This is a genomic window from Enterocloster lavalensis (genome assembly GCF_046603895.1).
Classification (GTDB): Bacteria; Bacillota; Clostridia; order Lachnospirales; family Lachnospiraceae; genus Enterocloster; species Enterocloster lavalensis.
Map to the genome: position 1 here is coordinate 3,531,407 of NZ_CP176637.1, position 25,893 is coordinate 3,557,299.

Sequence of the window (25,893 nt, forward strand, 5' to 3'; positions counted from 1 at the left end):
ATGGGGGCCGTCCGGTAAATGACGCCGGGCGGCCCCGTTCTTGATGCATTGGACCGCCGGCACAGCCCGCGGTCCATTTTTGACACGATTCTCTCTTATTTTACCCGGCAGGCGTCCACAAAACTGGCAAACAGTCTGCCGGCGGCCTCGTCCTTGCCGGACAGGTATTCCGGATGCCACTGCACCGCCAAAAGATAGGGATAGTCCTGCATCTCCACGGCCTCGGTCAAACCGTCCCGCGCCACTGCGGACACGGTCAGGCCAGGCGCCAGGGAACGCACGGCCTGGTGATGCATGCTGTTCACCGCGATCTGCGCCTTGCCCCCCGCGATTTCGGCCATGCGGGTGCCGGGCACGATGTCCACCAGATGGCTGGTGGTGGTGTAGTAATAGGGCTGGCGGTGGGCAATGGGAAATGCCGCTTCATACTGGCTGGGCAGATCCTGATAGATATCGCCGCCCAGGAACACATTGATCTCCTGAATGCCGCGGCAGATGCCCAGAATCGGTTTTCTGGCCTTGAAGGCCAGTTTAAATAACTGCTGCTCCATGGTATCCCTGGCCGCGGATACGTTACCACAGTTCTGATGCGTATCCTCCCCAAACAGGAACGGGTGGAGGTCCGGGCCGCCGGAGAACAGGAAGCCGTCGCAGGTATCCACATACTGGGCGATATCCTCCTCAGTACCTTCCAGGGGCAGCACCACCGGAAGACCTCCGGCTGCGGCAACCGCCCGCAGGTAGGTAGGGCGCATGCTGATGTCGTCATTTTCCGTGTTGTGCGAGGGCGTGATGGCAATAAGTGGCTTTTTCATAATAACATATCCTCCGATTCGATGTTAAAACGATCAAAAAAACTCCGCTAAGACCGCGCCGCCGCCGGAAATGCCGGGGCAGCCATGGCCGCGGAAGCGTTTATCCGTATGAAAAGAGCCCCTTCCCTCAGGAAGAGGCTCTTATGTAGCCTATTAGCCCTCGCTGATAGCTCCGGTGGGGCAGGTGCCAGCGCAAGTACCGCAATCGATGCAGGTATCAGCGTCGATAACGTACTGGCTATCGCCCTCGGAAATAGCGCCTACGGGACATTCTGCTGCGCAGCTTCCGCAGCTAACACAAGAATCATTGATAACGTATGCCATTGGAATTACCTCCTTAATATTATGAGCATCTCCGGAAATATTCTCACAACAGTGGAGTCCGGACAGGCCCTTTGTACATTGTTCTTATATTTTATACTATATTCTATAAATATTCAAGAGGAAAATGCAGGGTGCAATGTTTAAAATTATGAGCAATCACTGTTCACAGCACCGCGGGAAAGCGCGGTTCTGCGAACAGTAACACGCTACGCGATGCACAGAAACGGCAAAAACGCCGTTCCGCGCCGCTATCCTCGGGTTTTCTGTGACTTTTGCTGCGCTCCACTCACAAAAAACGCCTCGCGGGATATTACCTGTGTCAGTAATTATGAGCAATTCCGACTCTCCCTCATGCCCCTGAGAATGATCTGCCGGGCTTTGGCCGCCCCGGCGGGTGGAAGGGGACTGGTGTCCTCCAGCGGATAAGGGATTCCCAGGGATTGATACTTGGTCTTTCCCATGTCGTGGTAGGGCAGGACGTCCAGGGCTTTGATATTTTTCAGCGTGCCCAGATACAGCCCGAGGCGGTGGAGGTAATCTTCGCGGTCCGTGATTCCCGGAACCACCACATGGCGGACCCAGACCGGAATCTGCTTCTGTTCCAGATACCGGGCGAACGCCAGAATGTTGTCCTGAGGCTGTCCGCACAGCTTTAAGTGCTCCTGGGGGTCGATGTGCTTGATATCCAGCAGCACCAGGTCGGTGACCGCTGCCAGCCGGTCAAATTTCTCCCTCACACCGGCGGAGTCCGGGCGGAAGGTGACGCCTGAGGTATCCAGGCAGGTGTGGATTCCCCGCTTTTTGGCCTCCTCGAACAGCTCCGTCACGAAGCCGATCTGCGTCAGCGGTTCCCCGCCGCTGACCGTGATGCCGCCCTTCCGGTAGAAATGCCGGGCGTTGTCGTACTGGTTTAAGAGCTGCTCCACGGTCATGGGAGTCCCGCCCTTGGGGTCCCATGTGTCGGGGTTGTGGCAGTACAGGCAGCGCATGGGACACCCGCTCAGAAAGATCACCATGCGGATGCCGGGGCCGTCCACGGTGCCAAAACTTTCAATGGAATGAACACGTCCGATCATAAAAAGCCTCCTCCTCTCGCGTCTGCAAAGCGTGCACAGAAAATGCCCCGCCCGCGTCCTGACTGGCGGCGGATGGCCTCACCCGCCATGGCCGCACCTTACCGCGCCCGCCGCACGAACCAGGCATTTCCCTCTCACGCACAAGTCCGAAGGCAGTGCGCCCCCGGACATCATGCGAAAGAATCAATATCAGATTTCCCCGTGGAACGTTCTGGAAATGACCTCGTCCTGCTGATCCTTGGTCAGCTTGTTAAAGTTCACGGCGTAGCCGGAAACGCGCACGGTCAGCTGGGGATATTTCTCCGGGTGCGCCTGGGCGTCCAGCAGAGTTTCCTTGCTGAATACGTTGACATTTAAGTGGTGGCCGCCCTCCTGGGCGTAGCCGTCCAAAAGTGCTACCAGGTTATCGATCTGTGAATCACTTGCTTTTACCATATTGAAGTCCTCTCTTTCTTGTAATGTCCATGGTTAAAGGGTTTGTTTCAGTTGCGCCGGGCCGGATATCCGGGGCGGAGCTGCGTCCCAGGCTTCTGGCGCGCGAACCCCAGGCTTTCGGCCCGCGCGCCCCGGGCTTCCATCCCGCGCCTTTTCTCATCAGGCGTCCTCGTTGTCCGCTTCCGCGTCCAGGCCCTCGAACAGGTTGCCGCCCATGCCGCAGGAAGTGCAGCCGTCCAGCTCCACCTCCAGGTCGCCCATAAAGACCTGATCGTCTTTACCCAGGGCGCCCGGGATGATGGAGAAGGTGTTGGAGATGCCGTCCTGGGCGTCCCGGAAGGGCAGCTTGGCCACGGAAGCCAGGGAAGCCACCGCGCCGTGGGTATCCCGGTGGTGCATTGGGTTGGCGCCCGGCGCGAAGGGCTGGCCCGCCTTGCGGCCGTCCGGCGTAGCGCCCGTGTTCTTTCCATACACCACGTTGGAGGTGATGGTCAGAATGGAGGTGGTGGGGATGCCGCCGCGGTAGGTGTGGTTGCCCTTGATAAAGCTCATGAAGGTATGCACCAGCTCCGCCGCGATCTGATCCACGCGGTCGTCGTTATTTCCATATTTCGGGAAATCACCCTCCACCTCATAATCCACGGCCACGCCTTTCTCATTGCGGATGGGCTTCACCTTGGCGTACTTGATGGCGGATAAAGAGTCGGCCACCACGGACAGGCCGGCGATGCCGGTTGCGAACCAGCGGGTCACCTTCTTGTCGTGCAGAGCCATCTGAAGGCGCTCATAGCTGTATTTGTCATGGTTGTAATGGATAATGTTCAGGGCGTTCACGTAAACCTTCGCCAGCCACTTCATCATATCCTTGTACCGGTCCATTACCTCGTCGTAATCCAGATACTCGGAGGTGATGGGGCGGAACTTGGGGCCCACCTGCTTGCCGCTGATCTCGTCCACGCCGCCGTTGATGGCGTAGAGCAGGCACTTGGCAAGGTTGGCTCTGGCGCCGAAAAACTGCATTTCCTTGCCAAGGCGCATGCTGGAAACGCAGCAGGCGATGGCGTAATCGTCGCCGTGGGTCACCCGCATCAGGTCGTCGTTCTCATACTGGATGGAGGAGGACTCGATGGAGGTCTTGGCGCAGAAACGCTTGAAATTCATGGGCAGTCTGGTGGACCAGAGCACGGTCAGGTTCGGCTCCGGGGCAGTGCCCAGGTTCTTTAAAGTGTGCAGGTAGCGGTAGGACATTTTCGTCACCATGTGCCGCCCGTCGATGCCCACGCCGCCGATGGACTCGGTCACCCAGGTGGGGTCGCCGGAGAACAGCTCGTTGTACTCGGGCGTTCTGGCGAACTTGATCAGGCGAAGCTTCATAATGAAATGATCCACAAACTCCTGAATCTGCCGCTCCGTGTAAGTTCCAGCCTTTAAGTCGCGCTCCGCGTAAATGTCGATGAAGGTGGAGGTGCGTCCCAGGGACATGGCCGCGCCGTTCTGCTCCTTAACCGCGGCCAGGTAGCCGAAGTAGGTCCACTGGATGGCCTCCTTCACGTCCATTGCCGGGCGGGAGAGGTCGTAGCCGTAGATCCGTCCCAACTCCTTCAAATCCTCCAGGGCCCGGATCTGCTCGGACAGCTCCTCCCGCTCCCGGATGACGTCGGAGTACATGATGGTGCGGGTGGAGTCCTTCTCCTCCTTCTTCTCCGCGATCAGGGTGTCCACCCCGTAAAGCGCGATGCGGCGGTAATCGCCGATGATCCGGCCGCGGCCGTAAGCGTCCGGCAGCCCAGTGATAATGTGGCTGGAGCGGCAGGCGCGCATCTCGGGGGTGTAGGCGTCAAACACGCCGGCATTGTGGGTTTTCCGGTGCTTGGTGAAAAACTCCACGATCTCCGGGTCCACCTCATAGCCGTTGTCCTGGCAGGCCTTCACCGCCATGCGGATGCCGCCGTAGGGCTGCAGGGCCCGCTTAAAGGGCTTGTCGGTCTGAAAGCCCACGATGGTTTCTTTTTCCTTATCTAAATATCCGGGTCCGTGAGATGTGATGGTGGAAATGATCTTGGTGTCCATGTCCAGCACGCCGCCGGCCGCCAGCTCCTTGGCGGACAGCTCCATCACCTGCGCCCAGAGGGCTGTTGTATTCTCAGTGGGGCCTTCCAGAAATGTGTCGTCGCCGTCATAGGGCGTATAGTTTTTCTGAATAAAATCCCGCACATTAATTTCGCGTTCCCATACGCCGCTGTTAAATGTGTTCCATTCTGTTCTCATAGATTTTTCCCTCCTGTAAAACGTATTGTCTCCAATACCTGCTGCCGCCATTCGGTTGTCACGCTGACAGTGTACTATAAGCTGCGGATAATTGCTGTTGCTTTTGCAACATTTATTATATTATGCACATTGTATACACGTCAAGGGCTTTAACTGATAATATTTTTTAACTAACGGTGATAATTTGGGGTTATATGAAAAAAATGTCAGGAACGTCGGAATATTAGATTTATGTGGGATTTAATGGAAGATTATGGTATAATGACACTACAGGTTTATGTAAAAAATCAAGTTAGAAAAATTGATAGGCAGGGGGATTCCGCATTATGAACACGGAGGATAAAAGAGAGGTGAGAGAAGCAAAGCTGCAAAATCCTTTGGGAATTATTGCGCTGTTCGCCTCTTTGGCAGAAGTGTCCGGCACGATCGTCTTAAAGTTTCTGCCGGAGCGGATTCAGAGCATATTCATCTGGTTTTTAATTCTGTTTCCGGTATTGATCGTTTTATTGTTTTTCTATATTCTTTATAAAAAGCCGCTCCACTTCTATTCGCCGGAATATTATCGGAATGAACAGAACTTTATGACCTCCATGGCGGACGTAATCGATAATCAGCAGCAGATAATCAGCATTGTGGACGAGATCAATGAAAATGCAATGCCGCAGGATGTTAAAACTAAGATTCAGAAAAGGGTCCAGCAGGTAGAAGAAGATCTGGAAGAGATTCAGTCCGGAAATAGCATCGTTCTGACTGTCAATGGAACAGAAATTTGCGCCAACACAGTGAAGGCATTTTACCGCAAGGTGTTTGATTATCTGGATCGGAACAACATCTCTTATGACCACTTGATCCCTTACGCAACCGGCAGCAAACGCTACCTGATCAATCGTGAGAACCGGCATATTTCCGGAGGGGAATTCGTGTCTCCGCTTTTGGTGGATGGTTACTATGTCGAAACCCATAAGAGTAAGATTGCGGCAAAGTCTGATATTACAAAGTTTTTGGTGGAGTTGAAATTAAAAGTTGAATAAGAAAATGGGGAAAACCAGCTTGCCAAATCCCCCGAAAGGTATTATATTGTAAGTGCTAGACAACCCGGGGGTACATTTTACGGTAACTGATGGGGATGATAATAGCGAAAATTGTACGAAACGTATCGTTTAAGGAGGTAATTCACATGGCAATCGATAAAGATATGCTGATCGGCGATCTCATTCAGGTGGATGACAGCATCGCTCCGATTCTGATGAGAGCAGGCATGCACTGCCTGGGCTGCCCGGCTTCTCAGGGCGAGTCCCTGGAGGAGGCCTGCATGGTGCACGGCATTGACTGCGACACTCTGGTAAGCCAGATCAATGAGATCCTGAGCTCCAAGGCGTGAGCCGGCAAATAGCGTGATATAAAAAGGAGGCTTCCGTGGGTGTGACCGTGCGGCAGGCCTCTTTTTTAGCGGGACGTCGTCTGGGGCTGATGACGCGGGCGCGTCCATGCCCATCCGTCCGGCCCGTTCATTGTGATCAGTCGGGCGTCCCACTCCCTCCAAGCGAGCTTGACACAGCTTTCCGTGCCGCTTTTTACGCCGTCTGAACGATTACGGTAAAATTATGAAAATCTACCAATCACCGGTTGACAACGGTGGGGTTAAATAGTAATATATTAGTATATTGCTAACGAAACGCAAATTTACCCATCGAAATTCGCAAACAAAACAACACAGAGCAGGAGGAAAAGCAAATGGACATGACATTACGTTGGTTCGGTGAGGGTGTGGACAGTGTATCCCTGGAGCAGATTCGTCAGATTCCCGGGGTGAAGGGTGTGATCACCACCCTGTACGACATCCCGGCCGGAGAGGCCTGGCCGATGGAACGCATTCTTCAGATGAAGGAGCAGGTGGAGGCAAAGGGCCTGAAGGTGCTGGGAATCGAGAGCGTGAACATCCACGACGCCATCAAGGTGGGCATTCCCGAGCGCGAGCAGTACATAGCCAACTATATCACCACCCTGGAGCGCCTGGGCCAGGCCGGTATCCATGTGGTTTGCTACAACTTCATGCCTGTGTTCGACTGGACCCGTTCCGACCTGGCGAAGGTGCGCCCGGACGGCTCCACGGTTCTGGCCTACGACCAGAAGGAGATTGACAAGCTGGATCCCGAGCACATGTTTGAGTCCATGGGTGAGAAGTCCAACGGCTTCGAGCTGCCCGGATGGGAGCCGGAGCGTATGGCCCGCATCAAGGAACTGTTCGAGCTCTACAGGGACGTAGACGCGGACGTGCTCTTCGACAACCTGGTATATTTTCTGAAGGCCATCCAGCCGGTATGCGAACAATACGATATCAAAATGGCGATCCATCCCGACGATCCCGCCTGGCCCGTATTCGGCCTTGCCCGGATCATCACCGGCAAGGAGCAGCTGTTAAAGCTGATGAAGGCCGTGGACGCGCCCTTTAACGGAGTCACCCTGTGCACCGGCTCCCTGGGGAGCAATCCGGACAACGACATTCCGGACATTATCCGTTCCTTAAAAGGCCGTATTCACTTCGCTCACGTTCGCAACCTCCAGTACAACGCCCCCGGCGATTTCCAGGAGGCAGCCCATCTCTCCGCGGATGGCAGCATGGATATGTACGCCATCATGAAGGCGCTCTACGACATTGGATTTGACGGCATCGTGCGCCCGGACCACGGAAGGGCCATCTGGGGCGAGGTGTCCATGCCCGGCTACGGCCTGTACGACCGCGCCCTTGGCGCCTGCTACTTAAACGGCCTCTGGGAGGCCATTGAAAAGCAGAACCGGAATTGAGGGAGGGAAAAACGCCATGAAAATGAACTTAAGCTCCCTTGAGAACCGTGCATTCTGGAAGAACGCGGGCGTAAAGCTCCCGGAGTTTTCCATTGAAACCATGCGCGCCAACACCCGGGAGAATCCGGTGTGGGTGCACTTTGGAGCCGGAAATATTTTCCGGGCCTTTATCGCCAGACTGCAGCAGAGGCTGCTGAACGAGGGGAAGGCGGACCGCGGCATCATCGCGGTGGACACCTTCGACTACGATATACTGGACAAGATCTACGCGCCATATGACAACCTGACCATGCTGGTTCTGATGAACGCGGACGGCCGTCTGGACAAGGAGATCGTCGCCAGCATCTCCGAGGGATTAAAGGGGGACAGCGGCGATGGCACGGATTATACCCGCTTAAAGGAGATTTTCCGCAAGCCCAGCCTGCAGATGATCAGCTTTACCATTACGGAGAAGGGTTATGCCTTGAAGAACCTGGATGGGGCGTATTTCCCGGTTGTGGCCCAGGATATCCAGAACGGGCCCGGGCAGCCCAGACACGCCATGAGCGTGGTTGCGGCCCTGCTCTACGAGCGCTTCAAAGCCGGAGCCCTGCCCCTGGCGGTGGTGAGCATGGACAACTGCTCCCATAACGGTGAGAAATTGCAGTCCAGCGTGCTGGCTGTGGCAAGAGAGTGGCAGAAGGCGGGTCTGGTGGAAGCGGAATTCGTGGCCTATCTGGAAGACGAGACCAAGGTCGCCTTCCCCTGGTCCATGATCGACAAGATTACCCCGCGCCCGGCCAGTGAAGTGCAGGCCGCGCTGGAGGCGTCCGGGCTTACGGATATGGCGCCCATCGTCACCAGCCGCAACACCTATATTGCCCCCTACGTCAACGCGGAGACGCCGGAGTACCTGGTGATCGAGGACAAGTTCCCCAACGGCCGCCCGGCCCTTGAGGCCGCCGGAGTCTACATGACGGACCGGGATACGGTGAACAACACGGAGCGGATGAAGGTGACGACCTGCCTGAACCCGCTGCACACCGCGCTGGCAGTCTACGGCTGCCTGCTGGGCTACACCTCCATTGCGGCGGAGATGCAGGACGCCCAGCTGAAAAAGCTGGTGGAAAAGATCGGATACGGGGAGGGGATGCCGGTGGTGGTGAATCCGGGGATCATCGATCCCATGGACTTCATCCATGAAGTCATCGACCTGCGCCTTCCCAATCCCTACATTCCCGATATGCCCCAGCGCATCGCCACGGATACCTCCCAGAAGGTGGCGATCCGTTTCGGCGAGACGATTAAATCTTATATGGAACGGCCGGAGCTGGATCCGGCATCCCTGACCTATATCCCGCTGGCGCTGGCCGGTTGGTGCCGTTATCTGTTGGCAGTTGACGACCAGGGCCGGGCCATGGAGTTGAGCTCCGACCCGATGTTGGAGCAGCTGACCGGGAAGCTGGCTGGAGTCCGCCTGGGCGACCCGGATTCCTGCCAGGGCTGCTTAAAGGACATTCTCTCAAACCCGGCGGTCTTTGGCGTGAATCTCTATGACGCCGGACTGGGAGAAAAAGTGGAATCCATGTTCGCGGAGCTGGCCGCCGGGCCGGGAGCCGTGCGCACCGCGCTGGTCAAATATTTGGGGTAGGGGGACAGAACGGCTATTGCCAAGAGATAAGGAGATTCTGAGTATGACAATCGAGGCCAGACAGGCGGGGGAAACTGCGAAGGAGTACGCCTACCGCATTATAAAGGAAAATATCATTACGCTGGAGCTGGAACCGGGGAGCACGCTGAACGATATGGAGATTTCCCAGATGATCGGCATTAGCCGCACTCCGGTCCGCGAGGCGATTATCAAGCTCAAGGAGGAGTCGGATATTATTGAGATTTTCCCACAGCGCGGGATGCGCATCGCGCTGATTGATACGGATATTGTTCAGGAGGTGCGTTTCCTGCGTATGACCCTGGAGAAGGCGATGGTGGAGCTGGCCTGCGACATGGCCCAGGAAGCGGATTTCGTGTGGCTGGAGGAAAATCTTACGCTGCAGGAGTTTTATCTGAAAAATAACCTGATTCAGAAGCTTCTGGAGCTTGACAATGCCCTGCACCGCAAGCTGTTCACAATCTGCCGTAAGGACCTGATCTACCGCATGAGCCAGGGACTTTCCATCCACTACGACCGGGTCCGCAACATGGAGGCCACCGCGATTCACGGCCATAAGACCGTGGAGGACCACCGGAATCTGGTAAAAGCCATCCGCGACAAGGACAAGGAGCTGGCCAAACGGATTATGGAGGAGCATCTGGACCGGTGGCTGATGAACGAGCAGACTCTGCGGAACGAGTACCCGCAATACTTTAAATCTTGACCCGACAAAAATGATAAAAAATTAACAATTAAAAGGCGGAAAATAGTGCGAATTATCCTAAAATGGGTTCGCGCTATTTTTTGTGCCCGGATTATATGCACAATCTCAAAATCTAACGGGAAAACATAATTGTGCATATTTTAAAAATACCTATTGACATACACTGTGAGATGTGGTAAATTATAGTCACTTAGTAATATATTAGTATATTAAAACATCACCAGGGTGGAAATGTGTTACTGAAAGGAGAAGAAAGAAAATGAAAAAAAGTAAATGGATCGCAATGTTGGTGGGAGGAGCCATGATTTGTTCGCTGGCAGCCTGTGGAGGGCAGAGCAGTTCCGCGCCGGCTTCCACGGCAGCCCCGACTGAGAAAACGGCAGACACAACGGCAGCCGAGGCCGGAGATACCACGGAAGCGGCGGACGCAGCGGCAGAGGACAAAGGCGAGGGTAAGGGTTATGTGATCGGTTTCAGCAACTCTTACAACGGCAATACATACCGTCAGGCCATGGAAGGCTATTTAAAGGAGGCCGCCGAGGAGTTTCAGAAGACCGGCGAGGTCAGCGAGGTGATCTTTGCCGAGTCCAACCAGAACAACAGCACCCAGGTGCAGCAGATTGAGAACTTCATTCTTCAGGGCGTGGACGCGATCATCATCGATCCCGGTTCCGCAACCGCGTTAAACGGCGCAATCCAGGAGGCTTCCGACGCCGGAATCCCCTGTATCATCATCAACGACGGCCCGGTGAGCTCCGAGGCTGAGCTGTGCTACCAGATCAACTTTGACACCATCGCTCAGATGGGTTACCTGACCGAGTATGTCTGCGAAGCCATCGGCGGCAAGGGCAACATCATTGAGCTGCGCGGAACCGCAGGAAGCGAGTTCGACAACATTGCGCACGAGGGCGTTCTGAAGGTGCTGGAGAAATACCCGGACATCAAGGTTGTGGCTGAGATCTACACTGACTGGACCGGTTCCAAGGCTCAGTCCGAGCTGGCCAGCGTACTGCCCACACTGGACAAGGTGGACGGCGTTGTGACCCAGGGCGGTGACTCCTACGCAGCCGTGCAGGCGTTCCAGTCCGCTGGTCTGGATCTGCCGATCATCGGGGGAGACAACAGAGGTTACTTCCTGAAATGGTGGGCCAACGAGGCTCCGGAAGGCTATGACACCGTATCCGTTTCCTCCAACCCCTGGGACGGCGCTACCGGCCTGTATGTGGCGGTCGACATCCTGGACGGCATGGACGTTCCCAAGGAAATGATCCATCCCTTCGGTATTGTGACCAAGGACGAGGTGAAGGATTACGCGGATGTGGCCGACGAGGCAATCTGCTGCCCGACCTTTGACCGGGATTGGGTGAGAGAGAATCTTTATAAGTAAAATAGTCGCTGCTGGATTCATTTGAACGGACAGGGGCCGGCTGCTGCAGATTAGCGGCTGCCGGCCCTTTGCTGGATGTAATGGTCCGCAGGCGCAGCCAGTGGGCGATTACTGAATGGAATGGTCCGCCAGGGCCGGAACCGGGCACAGATTTTAAAGAAAGGGCGAAAGGGAAGATGGAACATAACAACTATATCGAGATGATCGAGGCGATCCGGGACCACGCGAAGGTGGTGGATTTGTCCTACACCATGGAAATGAACATGCCGTTCTGGCCGACGCAGCCGAAGTACGAGGCCGCGGTGGTGGAGACCTACGAGGCGGGAGGCGAGTCCTACCATCAGAGCATCCGCATATCCGAGCACACCGGCACCCACATCGACGCGCCGAAGCATTTTATCCCGGGAGGCTGTCCGGTGGATGAGCTGTCCCACAGGACGGTTATGGGCCGGGGCGTTACCATTCACGGAGAAAACATCGCGCCCTGCGGACTTTTGCCACTGGAACAGATCAAAGCCTTCGAGGCGGAGAACGGAGAAATCAGGGCCGGAGATATCGTGATGATCCGCTTCGGCTGGGAGGACAAATACGCCATTCTGCCCGAGGACAAGGGATTTTTGAGGGATTGGCCCGGCCTGTCGGAGGAAGCCGCCCGGTATCTGGCGAAGAAGGGCGTGTCCGCCGTGGGCTGCGACACCCTGGCGCTGGACGCATTTGGCGTGAAGCGCTTTATCTCCCACGAGATTCTGCTGGGACAGGGGATTCCGATCATGGAAAATCTCTGCAACCTGGGGAAGCTGCCGCCCTTCTGCGCGGTGTTCGGCCTTCAGAATAAGTTTAAGGGCGGTTCGGGCTCGCCGATCCGGCTGGTGGCGTTTGTACAGTAAAACTGCGGATGAGAGGATGTGAGGACGTGAAACATAAAGAAAACCAGACTCCCTATATGGAGTTACAGGGGATAGACCGCTTTTTCGGCATCACCAAGGCGCTCCAGAAGGTGGATCTGCAGATTTACTCCGGGGAAGTGATCGGCCTTGTGGGCCCCAACGGAGCCGGCAAATCCACCATGATGAAGATTCTCACCGGCGTGCTGCCGCCCACGGCGGGCACCATTTTGCTGGAGGGAAGCGCCAGAGAAAAATACACCACCCGGGACTCCAAGGAGGCGGGCATCGCCTGCGCCTACCAGGACCTGTCCCTGTGTACCAATCTGAGCGTATACGAGAACTTCGCCATGCTGAACGTGGAGCACACCCTGGTGAGCAAGCCCGGCTGGCGGGCCAGGGCCCAGGCTGAGGCCAAGGAGCTTTTGGAACGCTATTTTCCGGGAAATAATATCGATGTCCAGAAGGCGGTGGAGAAGCTGACCCTGGCCGAGCGGCAGATCGTGGAGATCTGCAAGACGCTGATGACGGACAACTTAAAGGTCCTGATTCTGGATGAGCCCACCTCGGCTCTTTCCACGGACAAGGCGGGCCAGCTGCATCAGGTGGTGAAGGAGCTCAGCGACAAGGGCGTGGCCGTGATTTACATTTCCCACAAGCTGGATGAGATCAAGCTGGTTTCCGACCGCATCCTGCTGCTGCGCAACGGTCAGAACGCCGGGGCCTGCGATCCAGACGAGATCACCACCCAGGAGCTGATCGGCATGATGGGCGGCGAGATGACCCGGCGGGAGCGCGGGGAAGCGGCGGCCGGGGAAGGCGCGGACGGGAAACGACTGGTAGACGTGAAAAACCTTACGGGCGGCCAGCTCCAGGATATTTCCATGCACGTGGGGCGCGGGGAGATCGTGGGTATCTCCGGCCTGGTTGGTTCCGGCCAGACCGAGCTGTTAAACGCCATTTTCTCCGCCCGCAGGCACCAGGGCAGCCGGGCTAAGAACGGCGTGCTCATCGACGGCACCGTTTCCTATGTCAGCGGCGACCGCGCCAAGGAAGGCGTGTTCCAGCTCTGGGACATTTTCGACAACATCCTGATCGCCAACTTAGACCAGGTAAAATCCGGCGTTTTGCTGGATCAGAAGAAATCCGAGGGCCTGGCCCAGCACTGGTACGACAAGTTAAAGTTTCGGGCCGAGGGCATTCACAGCCCCATCATGTCCCTGTCCGGCGGCAACCAGCAGAAGGCGCTGATCGCCAGGGGCATCGCCTCGGGCGCGGATGTGATTATCCTAAACGACCCCACCGCGGGCGTTGATATTGAGACCAAGCAGGAGATTTACAACTTGCTGGAGGAGGCCAAAAACGAGGGCCGCGGAATCATCATGTACAGCACCGAGGACTCGGAGATCGAGATTTGCGACCGGGCTTACATCATGCACGAGGGAGCCATCACCGAGGAACTGGTGGGTGAGAACATCACGGTTCCCAACATCGTCAAGGCGTCCTTTGAGGATGTGGCCAAAAAACAGGTTAAGGAAGAGGTAAAACGCGGAAAACTGGCCGCCATCGGCAGCTCCCGGATTCTCCTCCCGGTGCTGACCATGGTGTTCATGATCCTGGCCAACGCCTACATGAACCCCAACATCCTGTCCTATTTCGGCGTGCGGACCCTGATCGGCTCCGCGGTCCCGCTGGTATTCGCGGCTCTGGGCCAGATGTTCATCGTGGTTTCCGGCGACATCGACATGGGAAACGGCTACTCCATCGGCCTGGTGAACGTGCTGATTGCCGTAATCCTGACGGCCAACCCGCTGATAGGCCTGATCAGCCTGCTGCTGTTCATCGCGGCTTACGTGCTCATGGGCGCGCTGATCCACGTGCGCAACATTCCGGCCATTGTGGTGACCCTGGGCGCGCAGTTTATCTGGCTGGGCATCGCCCTGGTACTCTGTCCCACCCCCGGCGGTTCCTGCCCGGACTGGCTGATCGGATTTTACAAGTATAAAATGCCGTTGGTGCCCATGCCCGTGCTGATCGCCGTGACGGCGGCCGCGGTTTCCTGGTATATCCTGTACCGCTCCAAATACGGCATGATTCTGCGGGGAATCGGCAACAACCCCACCGCCATCGAGCGTTCCGGCTGGTCCTACCTGACCGCCAAGATGACCAACTACGGTCTGTCCGCCGTGATGGTAATCCTGTCCGGCATGACCTTCACGGCCGTGTGTCTGGGCGCGGATGCCAACAGCGCGGCGTCCTACTGTATGCTGAGCATCGCCACGGTAATTCTGGGCGGCTGCGAGATGAGCGGCGGCGTGGTGGAGCCGGTGGGCGTGGTAGTGGGCGGAATCGCAATGTCCTTTATCACAGCCCTTCTCACCTCCATGAAGGTGGACTCCAACTTCCAGACCGCGGTTACAGGGATTATTTTGATTCTGGTACTGGCAATCAAGCTGATTACCCATAAGAAGGAGGCAGCAGGCAAATGAAGAAATTTGTAGAAAAGTATACCTTTATATGGCCGCTTCTGGGCTCTTTGATTCTGTGGGGACTGATCGGCGCGGTTTCCGGCCGGTTTACAGCCAATCAGCTGTTTTCCTGCGCCAGACTGGCATCCTTCGCCCTTCTGCTGGCCCTGGGCCAGATGGTGGTGGTCACCAGCGGAGAGGGAGCCATCGACTTATCCCAGGTTTACATCCTGACCCTCTGCGCCTACATGTCTTGTAACCTGATGAACGTCAATCCGGTTCTGGGCTTCGTGGTGGCCATCGCGGTGGGCGCGCTCTGCGGTTTTGTCAACGGCTGTATCAACATTTACCTCAAGGTGCCGGCTATGATCACCACGCTGGCCACCGGCTACATTATATTCACCATCATCCTGATCGGCGCGCCGCATATGACCACGCTTCCCTATGCGGGCCTGGTGTCGTTTATCAACATGAACTTCGGCGGTTTCTCCATGCTGACCGTGATCTGTATCGCGGTAGCTGCGGTTTTAGCCGTGCTGCTGTACAAGACCAAATACGGCAAACAGCTTCACGCAGTGGGCCAGAAACGCCTGGCGGCCCGGTATTCGGGCATCGCGGTGGGGCGCGTGGTGATCACGGCCTTCACCCTGGGCGGAGCGCTCTGCGGCCTGGCCGGAGTTCTGTGCGGCGCATTTATCGGCGGCGCGTTCCAGGATATGGGCTCCACCTACTTCCTGCCCTCTATTGCGGCGGCGTTTGTAGGCGGGACGGCGGCTGCCGGCGGCCGTTCCAACGTGCTGGGCGTCTGCCTTGGCGCGCTGATGATGTCCTTTATGACCACATTCTTAAATGCGGCCAGTTTATCACCGGGTATGCAGAGGCTGATCCAGGGCGCGTTCCTGGTATTGATCCTGGTGGCCTCAGTTTCAAATGCAGTGAAGAAGAAATAAGCATGTAAGAATGGTTGGAAAGGAATTAATGAAAATGAAAGCGATTCAAATTGAAAAACCCGAAGTATTAAAGATAATTGATATGGATAAGCCCGCGCTCACGCAGCAGGACAATGTGATTGTGAAAATGAAGGCGGCGGGCATCTGCGGCTCCGACGTGGGCATTTACCACGGAACCAACGCGGCGGCCACCTATCCCCGAGTGATCGGCCACGAGATGGTGGGCCTTGTCGAGGAGGTTGGCCCGGGCGTTACCCGCGTAAAACCCGGCGACCGGGTGATCGTGGACCAGGTGAAGAGCTGCGGCCACTGCTACGCCTGCCGCAAGGGCCGTGGAAACGTGTGCGGCAGCCTGGAAGTGAGAGGCGTGCACATTGACGGCGGTTACCGCGAGTACATGGCGGTGCCGGAGGACGCCTGCTACCTGCTGCCGGAGGGGCTCTCCGACGTGGAGGCGGTCATGATCGAACCCACCACCATCGCCATCCAGAGCTGTTCCAGAGCCCAGCTCTGCGCGGAGGACACGCTGTTAATCTACGGCTGCGGCGCCCTTGGAAGCACGATTTTAAAGATCGCCCGGCTCAGCGGGGCCACCATCATCGTCACGGACGTGGTGGAGGAGAAGCTGGACGAGGCGAAGAAGAACGGAGCCCACTACACCATCAACTCTATGAAGGAGGATTTGGAGCAGCGGGTGCGGGAGCTGACGGACGGCTACGGCGTGACCGTTTCCATCGACGCCGCCTGCTTAAAGACTTCCCTGCTGACCCTGCTCAAGGTGACGGGAAACGCGGGCCGGGTGATCACCATGGGTTTCTCGGTGGCCCCCACGGAGGTGAACCAGTTCCTGATCACCTCCAAAGAGCTGGATGTGCGCGGTTCCAGGCTTCAGAACAAGAAGTTCGGCGAGGCCATCGAGCTGATCAAGGCCGGGAAGCTGGACTTGAAGGGAACCATCTCCCACACCTACCCCTTCCTGGAAGCGCAGAAAGCCTTTGACTTTGTGGACACCAAGGATCCCTCCATCCGTAAGGTCGTGCTCACGTTTGACTGATGAGAGTTGAAGAATTGAACATAAAAAATGCCCCGGCAGAGATTTGGTCCTGCCGGGGTATTTTTTACAGCCATTTTAACAAAATCAGATTTTTTGGAGATCCTGGAGCGCCTTATCCGCGATGATGATCTCGTAGTGTTCCCGGAAGTAGGCTTCGCTGGCGTACTCGTTGGACAGCTTCATAGCGTATTCCGCCAGTATGTTGCAGCTTCTGGAAAATTCCAGGTCACCGCCGCCCTTGCGCTTCATCACCAGGTAATACTGGCGGGTGCCGGGCTTTTTAAAGAGGGTGTTGACGCCGGAGTAGAGTCCGCCCACGGCCCTGGCCGCTTCGCAGATCCGGTCCAGATTCTCGAAACGGAAAATCCGGGTAGCGTCGGCGTCCCGGCCGTCCGCGGAAGCGCTGCCGCCGGTTTCGCCGGCCTGCAGGCCCTTTCCGGGAGCCGGCATTGCAGTTGATTCTGTATAGTCCATATCCCCGGCGCCTTCCAGCAGCTGGCCGGCCAGCTGGGAGAGCAGGGATTCCGTATCCTCATCGGAGGGCGGCGAGAACTTGGCGAAGCGGGTATCCAGTTCCTCAGGGTCCTCAATCTTGGTGATCACCAGCATGATGCTTTCGCCGGACAAGGGAATCGCTTCCACCATGAGCGGGATGTCGTCGGCCTCAAATCCGACTTCGTTGGAGGCTTTCTGGATCATCTCCCGGAACAGTTTCCGGGCCTTCTCCGTTCCGTAGGCCAGTTCCACCAGATTCAGGTTCCGCACGCTTAAATCGAAGCTTGTGAGGGTACAGCGGATCTGATTCTCATTTATTCGTTCTATCTTCAATAGGATCACTTCCTGTTCTGTATCAATCTCGGGTGCCATCGGCACAGTCATTAGTTAGACTCCCACACTCTAAATATACTACAGAACGGGGGGAAATATCAATTAAAATATTTCAATTTAATGAAATTTTAAGGGAAACAGACATTGCGCAGGATCTGTCCGTAACCAGACTGAAGCTAACCGGAACTGAAATGAATCGGGTGAAAAACGGAAGCAGTCGGAGATGACATTTTTAAAGCATAAAGTTTTAGAAGAAAGTTACAACATAATATTGACATTATGTAGATTAAATGATAATATAACCAAACAAGAGATGGTATTAAGCAGAGGAGGGGTGACGGCGGACACCGTTCTGTTTGGCAAATACCGTCTGGATCGTGTAATCGGGAAGGGCCGGACAGGGACCGTATGGTTGGCAGTCCATCTGGGCCTGGAAGAATACCGGGCGATCAAACAGGTTTCCAAAGCAGCTGTGGGATATGAAGCGTTCCACAGGGAAGCCCTGATCCTGAAAAGCCTGCGGCATCCTGCCATTCCGATAGTCTACGATCTGGAAGAAGACCAAAATTTCTTATACCTAATTCAAGAGTATATAAAAGGAGATTCTTTGTATGCCCTGATTCAAAACCAGGGCGTCATAAGCGAGGCGGAAGCAGTCCGTTATGGAGTGCAGATATGCGCCTTAGTTGAATTCCTGCATTTCGCAGGAGAAAAACCCATTTTATTTCTGGACTTACAACCTAAAAACCTGATCATATGCGGCGGCATCGTGAAAATCATCGATTTCGGGCAGGCGTCTTTTGCGGAGCATTGCACTCATCAGAGCGCGCGCTACGGGACGGTCGGCTGCGCTGCGCCTGAACAGTATACTTCTGACCAGATTCTGGATATCAGGACGGATGTCTATGCCATTGGTGCTGTCCTCTCCTATATGGTGAGTGGAAAACCCGGGATGGCGCAGGACGTAGGAAGCGGTATTTCAGACGGCCTTAGAGCTATAATTGGGAAATGTATGGAAGTGGACCGGAAGAAACGTTTTCGCACGGCCGAAGAGCTGGGGCGGAGGCTTGAGGGGCTTGCACAGGCCGGGATTGAATGCCAGAACCGCATAAAAAATCCAATACCATCTCTTGCAGTCGCAGTGGTTGGAAGCCGGGAAGGAACCGGCTCCACCCATCTGTCGCTGGCCCTGTGCGGGTATTTAAAGCGGGCTGGATTCCGGGCCGTGTACGAGGAACATAATGTATCCGGGCATATCAGACGTCTGGCGGAGCGCTACGGCAGCAGAGCGGACAAACACGGTCTCTTTCATATCCGTGGGCTGTTGTTAAAACCCTGGTATGGGAGCGCCGTGGCTCTGGACCAGCCTGAGGCCGGGATCGTGGTCCGGGATTACGGGACCGGCTGGCAGGAGCTCTCCGCAGGTGCAAAAGCAGAGCGGCTGGCGGTGCTTATGGTGGCCGGAGCAGGTTTGTGGGAGCAGGAGGATTGTATGCAGATGCTTAAGAGCCTGGGCCCATTGTGGGACTCGCCGCGTCTTGAAGCCGCGGCCCTCGTATGGCGCAGCCCGGAGGGGGTCCGCGGGTTCCGGCCTGATCGGAAAAAATTGCCGCCGGGGACAAGGCGGTTCGCGGAGCCATTTTTCAGCGACCCGTTTTGCCCCGGGGCACAGGGCGGGGAATTTTTAAAGGAATTGTGGGACGCCCTGGCCGGCGGGCGGACCGGAAAAAGGAGCTGGCTTAAACGATGCCTCATTGGCGGAAAGGCGTTTTTCGCCGTAAAGGACAAAATTCGGGACAGTGCAGAGTCATCGGCGTCATCGGAGCCGGGAGAAGGACAGGGGTGACACACCTGTGCGTGCTGATGGCGAATTATCTGACCGGAGCCGGACAGAGAAGAACGGCGGTCATTGAGTGGAACGATCACGGGGATTTTTGGCGGATGGAGAAGGTCTGCGCGAGGCGGGAAAACGTGGCCGGAAAGAAGGAAGAAAACGTGTTTAAAGCCCTCGGCGTCACATATTTTGGCCGGGGGGATGCCGACACCCTGGCGGGGTGTATGAACGGGCCGTATGACGACATTATCATCGACTTTGGCGAGGCGGCGCCCGCGCCGCGGGCGGAGTGGCTCAGGTGCCAGGTGAGAATGATGGTGGTGTCGTTCAGCGAATGGCAGTTGGAGGATGCTTCCGGGATGATGGAACAGAACGGACGGCCGTGCAGAAGCTGGATATACCTGGCTGCATTTGGCAGCGAATGGACCAGAAGAGAAGTGGAGAGGCAGTTGGGCGTCCCGGTGTTCCGGATTCCGTTTTCAGCGGATGCGTTTCGGATTGACAGAAACCTGATGCGGTGGTTCGAGGGGCTTTTGTAGCCGCGTCCCGGCAGGCGGCTGCAAAAGGAGAACGATAAGCGCCGGATTGGGCGCGCGGTATCGAAGGAGATAATATGTCACGGTATACCTCCGTCTGGGCTGCGCGCCGGTTGCGGCGTGGTTAGGAGGAAGGGTAACAGATGATAAGGAACGTGGAGTATGCGGACAGGAAGGAGTTGCAAAAGACATACCTGGATGGGCTGAGGCGTTATAAGTGCAGGGGGATTCCGATTATCATCGATGGGGAAGAATGTCCGGAGAAGGACTGGGAGCGGATTTTTGAGATGAGCGAGGATGGCGGCTTCTACATGGGCGACTACGTGGGAGCCGAGCAGGGCTGCCTGCGGGAGATCCGCTTCGACAAGGTCTATCTCTGCGACCCGCCGGAGCCTGCGAAGGGCAGAACAGGCGGGAAGCGGAGACGGCAGGGCTGAGAGCGCTGCGGGATGATGGGGAGGGCGCAGGTGAAGGGGGCGGCGGGGATTGCGGCTGCGGGGCGTAAACGGGCGCGGGTAAGCACGCCGGGACACAGTGAACGCGGGTAATCCTTACGGGCCTAAGCGGACGCGCGGACAGCGGAGAATGGCAGTCGTTACAGGCGGGGCCGTCTCAGCCTGAGCTGGCCGCAGCGTCTGGCTGCGCCCGGTCAATGATCCGCCCAAATCCACCCCCCAGCCGTTTCCACCGAATTGTAAGCAAATCGTTTGTACTATTTGCCGAATGTTATGATATAATATTCACAGTGAGCGAAATGAGGCATGCGGACAACATTCGGATGCCTCATTTCCCAACGAAAAGACTACCATTTACAATTCGGAGGACCCGCTGCATGAAGGAAAATAAGAGAGGCTGCGGCTGCGCCGTGACGGCTGTGATTGTGGGCTTAATTCTGCTGGTGGCCGGCGCGCTGGTGGGCTGGTATCTGCTGGGAAAGTACAAGCCCAGCAGCGAGCTGGCGGACAAGGGCAAGCTGTTTGGGATCAAGAGCGGGCAGGTGGCTCTGGTGCTGGACAATGAGCTCCAGGACACAAAGGCAATCTACGAGGATAACCAGGTTTATCTGCCGGTGGGCTGGGTGAACGAGTATCTGAACCAGCGTTTCTATTGGGATGAGAATGAGAAGCTTCTGGTGTACGCTTTGCCGGATTCCATTGTCTATGCGGATGCAGAGACCATGGGCAGTTCGGGACCGCTCTTAAAGGTGAAGGAGGACGGGGCGTACTTGTCCCTGGGACTGGTGGCCAACTATACGGATATCAGGACCGAGGCCTTTGACACCAGCCAGATCAAGCGCGTCTTTATCGACACCCTCTGGAACCCGGTGCCCAAGGTTCAGGCCAAACGGGACGGCAAGCTGCGCACCCGGGGCGGTGTCAAGAGCCCCATTATCACGGATGTGGCAAAGGGGGACCGGCTGACGGTCCTGGACGCCATGGAAAAGTGGACCAAGGTCCGGACAGAGGACGGCTATATGGGCTATATTGAGAACCGCAGGCTGGAGGAGCAGGAGCCGGAACCGCAGCTCAGCACCTTTAAGGCGCCGGTGTACACCAATATTTCCCTGGGAGAGCCGGTGATTCTGGCGTTCCACCAGGTGTTTAGCCAGGAGGCGAACAACAAGTTTGAGGAGCTGATCGACAAGACCGAGGGCGTCAACGTGGTGGTGCCATCCTGGTTTGTGATGACGGACAATCAGGGCAATTACTCCTCCATCGCCAGCCTGGACTACGTGGAAAAGGCCCACGCCCGGGGCATACAGGTCTGGGCCATGTTAAACAACGTCAGCACCAAGGAGAGCGCCGCGATCAACACCAGGGAGTTAATGGGCTCCACCTCCAACCGGAAGAAGCTGATCGCCAGCCTGATGGAGGATGCGGACAACTACGGCTTCGACGGCATCAACCTGGATTTCGAGGGACTGAAGGCAGAGGCCGGGCCCCATTACGTTCAGTTTATCCGCGAGCTGTCGGTGGCCTGCCGGCAAAAGGGGCTGGTTCTGTCCGTGGACAACTATGTGCCCTCGGCTTACACCAATTTCTACAACCGAAAAGAGCAGGGCACGGTGGCCGACTACGTGATCATCATGGGCTATGACGAGCACTACGCCGGCGGGGATGCGGGTTCTGTGGCCTCCATCACCTATGTGGAAAACGGAATCAAGGATACGCTGACCCAGGTGCCCAAGGAAAAAGTGATCAACGGAGTACCGTTTTACACCAGAGTGTGGACGGTTCAGGGCGGAAAGACTACCTCCAAGGCCTACGGTATTTCCGACGCCAAGAAGTGGGTGGAAGACAATCAGGCGCAGCTGATCTGGGACGACGCCCTGGGCCAGTATTACGCAGAAGTGATAAACGCCGACGGCGAACAGTACATCTGGATGGAAGAGGAGGAGTCTCTGGGCCTGAAGATCGACCTGATCCGGGAATACGATCTGGCCGGAGTGGCCTGCTGGAAACTGGGATTTGAGCCGGCGGATATCTGGAACGTGGTGAACCGCGTGAAGGAATAGGCGCGATCCGGCCGTAAAAAATGGAACTGGGGGAAGGACATGAAGCGCAGAATCAAGATAAAAGGATGGATTGCGGCTGTGGCCGCGGCCGCCGTACTGGCCGCAGGCTGCGGCGTGCGCACGGATACGCCGGTGGAGAGCGGGGCAACCGCGCCGGAGGAGACCACCATAGCTCAGACCAGTGGGGCGGAGAAGCCGACTCACCCCGAGCCGTCGACCATTGAGCCGTTTCCCACCGAGCCGCCGGAGACGGAGACCGTGGCGGAAAAGCCCGCCCACGCCACCCGGGTGGTGTTGATGACCGACATACATTACCTGGCCGGGTCGCTGCGGGACGAGGGCGAAGCCTTCACCACCATGGTGAACCACGGAGACGGCAAGCTGGTGAACTACGTGGAGGAGATCGTGGACGCGGCCCTGGAGGAGGCCATCAGCCAGAACGCGGACGTGCTGATCCTCAGCGGCGACCTTTCCCTGAACGGGGAGGAGGACAGCCACAAGGAGCTGGCAAAGAAGCTCGACAAGGTGGAGCTGGCCGGGATTCCGGTATTAGTGATACCGGGCAACCACGATATCAACAATCCCAAGGCCGCCGGATATCAGGGAAAGGACATCTATCCGGCGAACAACACGGATCCGGCGGAATTCGCGGAGATTTACGGCGAGTACGGCTACGATGAGGCCAACAGCCGCGACAGCAACTCCCTCAGCTATACTTATTATCTGGACCAGGACACCTGCCTGCTGATGTTGGACACCTGCCAGTATGAGCCGAGGAATCAGGTGGGCGGCATGATTAAGACGGAGACCTACGAATGGATCGAGCAGCAGCTGGACGAGGCGGAGAAAGCGGGGATGCGCGTTCTGCCGGTAGCCCACCACAATCTGCTGGACGAGAGCAAGGTCTATGTGGACGATTGTACCATCGAGCACAGCGACCGCCTGATCGACCTGCTGGAGGAGCGCAATATTCCCCTGTTCCTGAGCGGCCATCTGCACGTTCAGCATTTTATGCAGCACGACGATATCGGCATCTATGAGGTGGTGACCAGCTCGCTGGCTACGCCGCCCTGCCAGTACGGGGTGCTGGATTACATGAGCGACGAGTCATTTTCCTACCACACCCGTCAGGTGGATATGGAACGGTGGGCCAAGCGCCACCATGTGACGGATGAGAATCTGTTGTCCTTTGATACATACAGCCCGCCGACGCTGAACAAGATCTTCTACAACCAGGCCTATGACGCCATGAAGGACTCCAAGGAGGAGGAGAAGGCGGGCGACCTGTTCGTGAAGCTGACGCCTTCGGAAAAACAGCAGATGTCCCAGGTATATGCGGATATCAACGCCGCCTGCTACGCGGGAAAGGCGGTCGACGTGGTGGAGGAAGCGAAGGAGCGCCCGGCCTACAAGATGTGGCAGGAATACTGCTATCCGGCCGTTCTGTTTGAATATCTGGAGTACATTGTGGAGGACGCGGTGAAGGACTACAACGTCCTGGAGGTGGACTGACAAAGGAAAGATAACCGGAAACCGGAGCCAAAACGCCGTGATGGGCGGGGCTGCGATTTCCGGTTCTTTTTTTGCCGTGCGGGTGAATATACTGAACCAAGTAGTTGTGACTGGAGCGTCATTGGATGAAGCATTCTGCGTGGCAGACTTTGATGGGCATTCTGCTGCTTTTTATTGTATGTGTAGTGTCCTGGGAAGCCGGTACGCTGGCTGCGGTGGAGAACCGGCAGGCGGATATGCGGGAGGAGAAGCCTCTTGTGGTGATTGACGCCGGACACGGAGGCTTTGACCCGGGCAAGGTGGGCATCGACGGACAGCTGGAGAAGGACATTAACTTAAGCATCGCCAAGAAGCTGAAAGCGTATCTGGAAGCCTCCGATGTCAATGTGGTTATGACCCGTGACACGGATACCGGACTCTACCAATCCGGGGACAGCCACAAAAAGGTGTCGGATATGCGCAGGCGCTGCGATATCATTAACGAGGCCCGGCCGGACCTGGTGGTGAGCATCCATCAAAACAGCTATCATCAGGAAGAAATAAACGGCGGCCAGGTATTTTACTATAAGACGTCCCAGAACGGAAAGCGGCTGGCGGAAATCCTTCAGGAGCGTTTCGATTACGTGCTGGGCGAGGCCAACCGGCGGGTGGCCAAGGCAAACGACAATTATTACCTGCTGCTGCATGTGAAGGAACCGATCGTGATTGTGGAATGCGGTTTCTTAAGCAACCGCAAGGAGGCCAAGGCCCTGGAGAGCGAGGATTATCAGGATCGGATGGCGTGGACGATTCACATGGGGGTAATGGAGTATCTGAACACGGATGAGAGCGAAAAGTGATGAGAGGATTAGGGGGAGAGAGGGAACGGAACGCCCGCAGGACCAGTTTCACATGGCAGACGGGCGTTTGGTTGCATATAGATTAATGATAGATTTCCTGCAGAATTTTTACCATCTCGGCAGTGGGACCGGAAAGTTCAGAGTCTTTGGGATAGGCGGCCACAAAGGTCCACCAGGCATCGTAGTCTTCCTCAAGGTGACAAAAATAAGGGGTAACTGGACAGGTAAAGAGGCTGATATAGCTCTGAGGCATCAGAGTAATGCCAATACCTACGCTGGCTACCCGCATGGCAGTTTCCACGCTGCTGGTCATGAAAGTAATATTGGGAGTGATTCCGGCTTTGTCCAGTATTTTGTCTGAGATTTGGCGTACCCTTTGAGAGGGATATGCCAGAATATATTTTTCATCAGCACAAAGGTGTGGATCAATATACGGGATTCCGTCTTTTTCATAGATGTGCTGGGCTAAAGGACTACTTCTGGCGATTACCATTACAAACGGATCTTGGGCAATGGGTTCATAATTTGCGTCTACAGCGTGAAAAGGTATATGCATTAAAGCAATATCAATATCATTGTGGGCCAGGACTCTTTCAAGATCGGCAGACCGGCTTTCTGTTATAAGCATCTCAATATTGGGATACCGTTCCTTGTAGCGTGGAAGAAGCAGCGGAAACACACAGGAGCCCAGATGAACTGTAGCACCGACCTGGATTCTTCCTTTATGGAGGCTGCTGATATTGCATAATTCTACTTCAAAATCATTGCAAAGCTTCAGTATTTTTTCGGCAGTCCGGATGTAGCATTCGCCGGCATAGGTGGGCTTAAGGCCAATAGCATTTCGGACAAACAGCTTTGTACCCATTTGTGCTTCCAGCCTTGCCAAAAAAAGGCTGAGAGCCGGCTGGCTCATATATAGTTTGGCTGCGGCTCCGGAAATACTTTTTTCGCGGGCAATGGTAAGAATAAGTTCACAATCTCTCTGATTCATTACTGGTCTCCTTACAGT

Annotated in this window: 23 protein-coding genes; 16 read left to right on the forward strand and 7 right to left on the reverse strand. The window is 56.1% G+C overall.

Annotation, left to right across the window (positions count from 1 at the left end; genetic code table 11):
* Window positions 1–95: 95 nt before the first annotated feature.
* The 5 genes from ACK2JC_RS15805 to pflB form a co-directional block, all read right to left on the reverse strand.
* Window positions 96–815: a gamma-glutamyl-gamma-aminobutyrate hydrolase family protein gene (locus ACK2JC_RS15805; protein WP_092364555.1), complete on the reverse strand. Its 720-nt coding sequence runs from the start codon at window positions 813–815 to the stop codon at window positions 96–98.
* A 153-nt stretch (window positions 816–968) separates the two neighbouring features.
* Window positions 969–1,139, reverse strand: coding sequence for a DUF362 domain-containing protein (locus ACK2JC_RS15810; RefSeq protein WP_007705040.1), 171 nt, complete (start codon window positions 1,137–1,139; stop codon window positions 969–971).
* Window positions 1,140–1,465: 326 nt separating this feature from the next.
* The gene (pflA, locus tag ACK2JC_RS15815; protein ID WP_092364558.1) at window positions 1,466–2,215 is read right to left on the reverse strand and encodes a pyruvate formate-lyase-activating protein; all 750 of its coding nucleotides are present in this window, start codon (window positions 2,213–2,215) and stop codon (window positions 1,466–1,468) included.
* A 189-nt stretch (window positions 2,216–2,404) separates the two neighbouring features.
* A complete protein-coding gene (gene grcA3 / locus ACK2JC_RS15820; protein ID WP_007705049.1) occupies window positions 2,405–2,650 on the reverse strand; it encodes an autonomous glycyl radical cofactor GrcA3 in 246 nt (81 codons plus the stop codon).
* Between the two features lie 159 nt (window positions 2,651–2,809).
* A complete protein-coding gene (gene pflB, locus ACK2JC_RS15825) occupies window positions 2,810–4,918 on the reverse strand; it encodes a formate C-acetyltransferase (protein ID WP_320936937.1) in 2,109 nt (702 codons plus the stop codon).
* 326 nt (window positions 4,919–5,244) lie between these two features.
* On the opposite strand from pflB, the gene ACK2JC_RS15830 reads away from it, so the two are divergent.
* The 10 genes from ACK2JC_RS15830 to ACK2JC_RS15875 all read left to right on the forward strand — a co-directional run bounded on the left by ACK2JC_RS15830 (window position 5,245) and on the right by ACK2JC_RS15875 (window position 16,820).
* A complete protein-coding gene (locus tag ACK2JC_RS15830; RefSeq protein WP_320936938.1) occupies window positions 5,245–5,949 on the forward strand; it encodes a hypothetical protein in 705 nt (234 codons plus the stop codon).
* A gap of 146 nt (window positions 5,950–6,095) precedes the next feature.
* The gene (locus ACK2JC_RS15835; RefSeq protein ID WP_024736513.1) at window positions 6,096–6,299 is read left to right on the forward strand and encodes a DUF1858 domain-containing protein; all 204 of its coding nucleotides are present in this window, start codon (window positions 6,096–6,098) and stop codon (window positions 6,297–6,299) included.
* 353 nt (window positions 6,300–6,652) lie between these two features.
* Window positions 6,653–7,723, forward strand: coding sequence for a mannonate dehydratase (uxuA, locus tag ACK2JC_RS15840; RefSeq protein WP_320936939.1), 1,071 nt, complete (start codon window positions 6,653–6,655; stop codon window positions 7,721–7,723).
* Between the two features lie 16 nt (window positions 7,724–7,739).
* Window positions 7,740–9,353, forward strand: coding sequence for a mannitol dehydrogenase family protein (locus tag ACK2JC_RS15845; protein WP_320936940.1), 1,614 nt, complete (start codon window positions 7,740–7,742; stop codon window positions 9,351–9,353).
* Window positions 9,354–9,369: 16 nt separating this feature from the next.
* Window positions 9,370–10,077, forward strand: a complete 708-nt coding sequence (locus ACK2JC_RS15850; protein ID WP_242999251.1) for a GntR family transcriptional regulator — start codon at window positions 9,370–9,372, stop codon at window positions 10,075–10,077.
* Window positions 10,078–10,336: 259 nt separating this feature from the next.
* Window positions 10,337–11,464 carry an ABC transporter substrate-binding protein gene (locus ACK2JC_RS15855; RefSeq protein ID WP_368271415.1) on the forward strand — a complete coding sequence of 376 codons (1,128 nt, stop codon included), beginning with the start codon at window positions 10,337–10,339 and terminating at the stop codon, window positions 11,462–11,464.
* 176 nt (window positions 11,465–11,640) lie between these two features.
* Window positions 11,641–12,351 (forward strand): cyclase family protein, encoded by a 711-nt coding sequence (locus tag ACK2JC_RS15860; RefSeq protein WP_320936941.1) that lies wholly within the window; start codon window positions 11,641–11,643, stop codon window positions 12,349–12,351.
* 26 nt (window positions 12,352–12,377) lie between these two features.
* Window positions 12,378–14,837, forward strand: coding sequence for an ATP-binding cassette domain-containing protein (locus tag ACK2JC_RS15865; RefSeq protein WP_320936942.1), 2,460 nt, complete (start codon window positions 12,378–12,380; stop codon window positions 14,835–14,837).
* Window positions 14,834–15,766, forward strand: coding sequence for an ABC transporter permease (locus ACK2JC_RS15870; protein WP_007705099.1), 933 nt, complete (start codon window positions 14,834–14,836; stop codon window positions 15,764–15,766). Before ACK2JC_RS15865 ends, ACK2JC_RS15870 begins: the two co-directional genes overlap by 4 nt.
* Window positions 15,767–15,800: 34 nt before the next feature.
* A complete protein-coding gene (locus ACK2JC_RS15875; RefSeq protein WP_320936943.1) occupies window positions 15,801–16,820 on the forward strand; it encodes a zinc-binding alcohol dehydrogenase family protein in 1,020 nt (339 codons plus the stop codon).
* A gap of 84 nt (window positions 16,821–16,904) precedes the next feature.
* Here ACK2JC_RS15875 and ACK2JC_RS15880 read toward each other — a convergent pair whose 3' ends face one another.
* Window positions 16,905–17,648 carry an adaptor protein MecA gene (locus ACK2JC_RS15880; protein WP_092364581.1) on the reverse strand — a complete coding sequence of 248 codons (744 nt, stop codon included), beginning with the start codon at window positions 17,646–17,648 and terminating at the stop codon, window positions 16,905–16,907.
* Window positions 17,649–17,961: 313 nt separating this feature from the next.
* Here ACK2JC_RS15880 and ACK2JC_RS15885 point away from each other — a divergent pair, with 313 nt between their 5' ends.
* From ACK2JC_RS15885 to ACK2JC_RS15910, 6 genes are all read left to right on the forward strand, one after another.
* Window positions 17,962–19,494: a serine/threonine-protein kinase gene (locus ACK2JC_RS15885; RefSeq protein ID WP_320936944.1), complete on the forward strand. Its 1,533-nt coding sequence runs from the start codon at window positions 17,962–17,964 to the stop codon at window positions 19,492–19,494.
* Complete coding sequence (locus tag ACK2JC_RS15890) at window positions 19,491–20,021, forward strand: hypothetical protein (protein WP_320936945.1); 531 nt, start codon at window positions 19,491–19,493, stop codon at window positions 20,019–20,021. The genes ACK2JC_RS15885 and ACK2JC_RS15890 overlap by 4 nt, the downstream gene beginning before the upstream one ends.
* Window positions 20,022–20,161: 140 nt before the next feature.
* Window positions 20,162–20,455, forward strand: coding sequence for a hypothetical protein (locus tag ACK2JC_RS15895; protein ID WP_368271416.1), 294 nt, complete (start codon window positions 20,162–20,164; stop codon window positions 20,453–20,455).
* A gap of 395 nt (window positions 20,456–20,850) precedes the next feature.
* Entirely contained in the window at window positions 20,851–22,533 is a 1,683-nt protein-coding gene (locus tag ACK2JC_RS15900) for a glycosyl hydrolase family 18 protein (RefSeq protein WP_276948631.1), read from the forward strand.
* A 39-nt stretch (window positions 22,534–22,572) separates the two neighbouring features.
* Window positions 22,573–24,045 (forward strand): metallophosphoesterase, encoded by a 1,473-nt coding sequence (locus tag ACK2JC_RS15905; protein WP_320936946.1) that lies wholly within the window; start codon window positions 22,573–22,575, stop codon window positions 24,043–24,045.
* A 125-nt stretch (window positions 24,046–24,170) separates the two neighbouring features.
* Entirely contained in the window at window positions 24,171–24,884 is a 714-nt protein-coding gene (locus tag ACK2JC_RS15910) for an N-acetylmuramoyl-L-alanine amidase (RefSeq protein WP_276948627.1), read from the forward strand.
* 82 nt (window positions 24,885–24,966) lie between these two features.
* On the opposite strand, the gene ACK2JC_RS15915 is transcribed toward ACK2JC_RS15910, so the two are convergent.
* A complete protein-coding gene (locus tag ACK2JC_RS15915; RefSeq protein WP_276948625.1) occupies window positions 24,967–25,875 on the reverse strand; it encodes a LysR family transcriptional regulator in 909 nt (302 codons plus the stop codon).
* Between the last annotated feature and the right edge of the window lie 18 nt (window positions 25,876–25,893).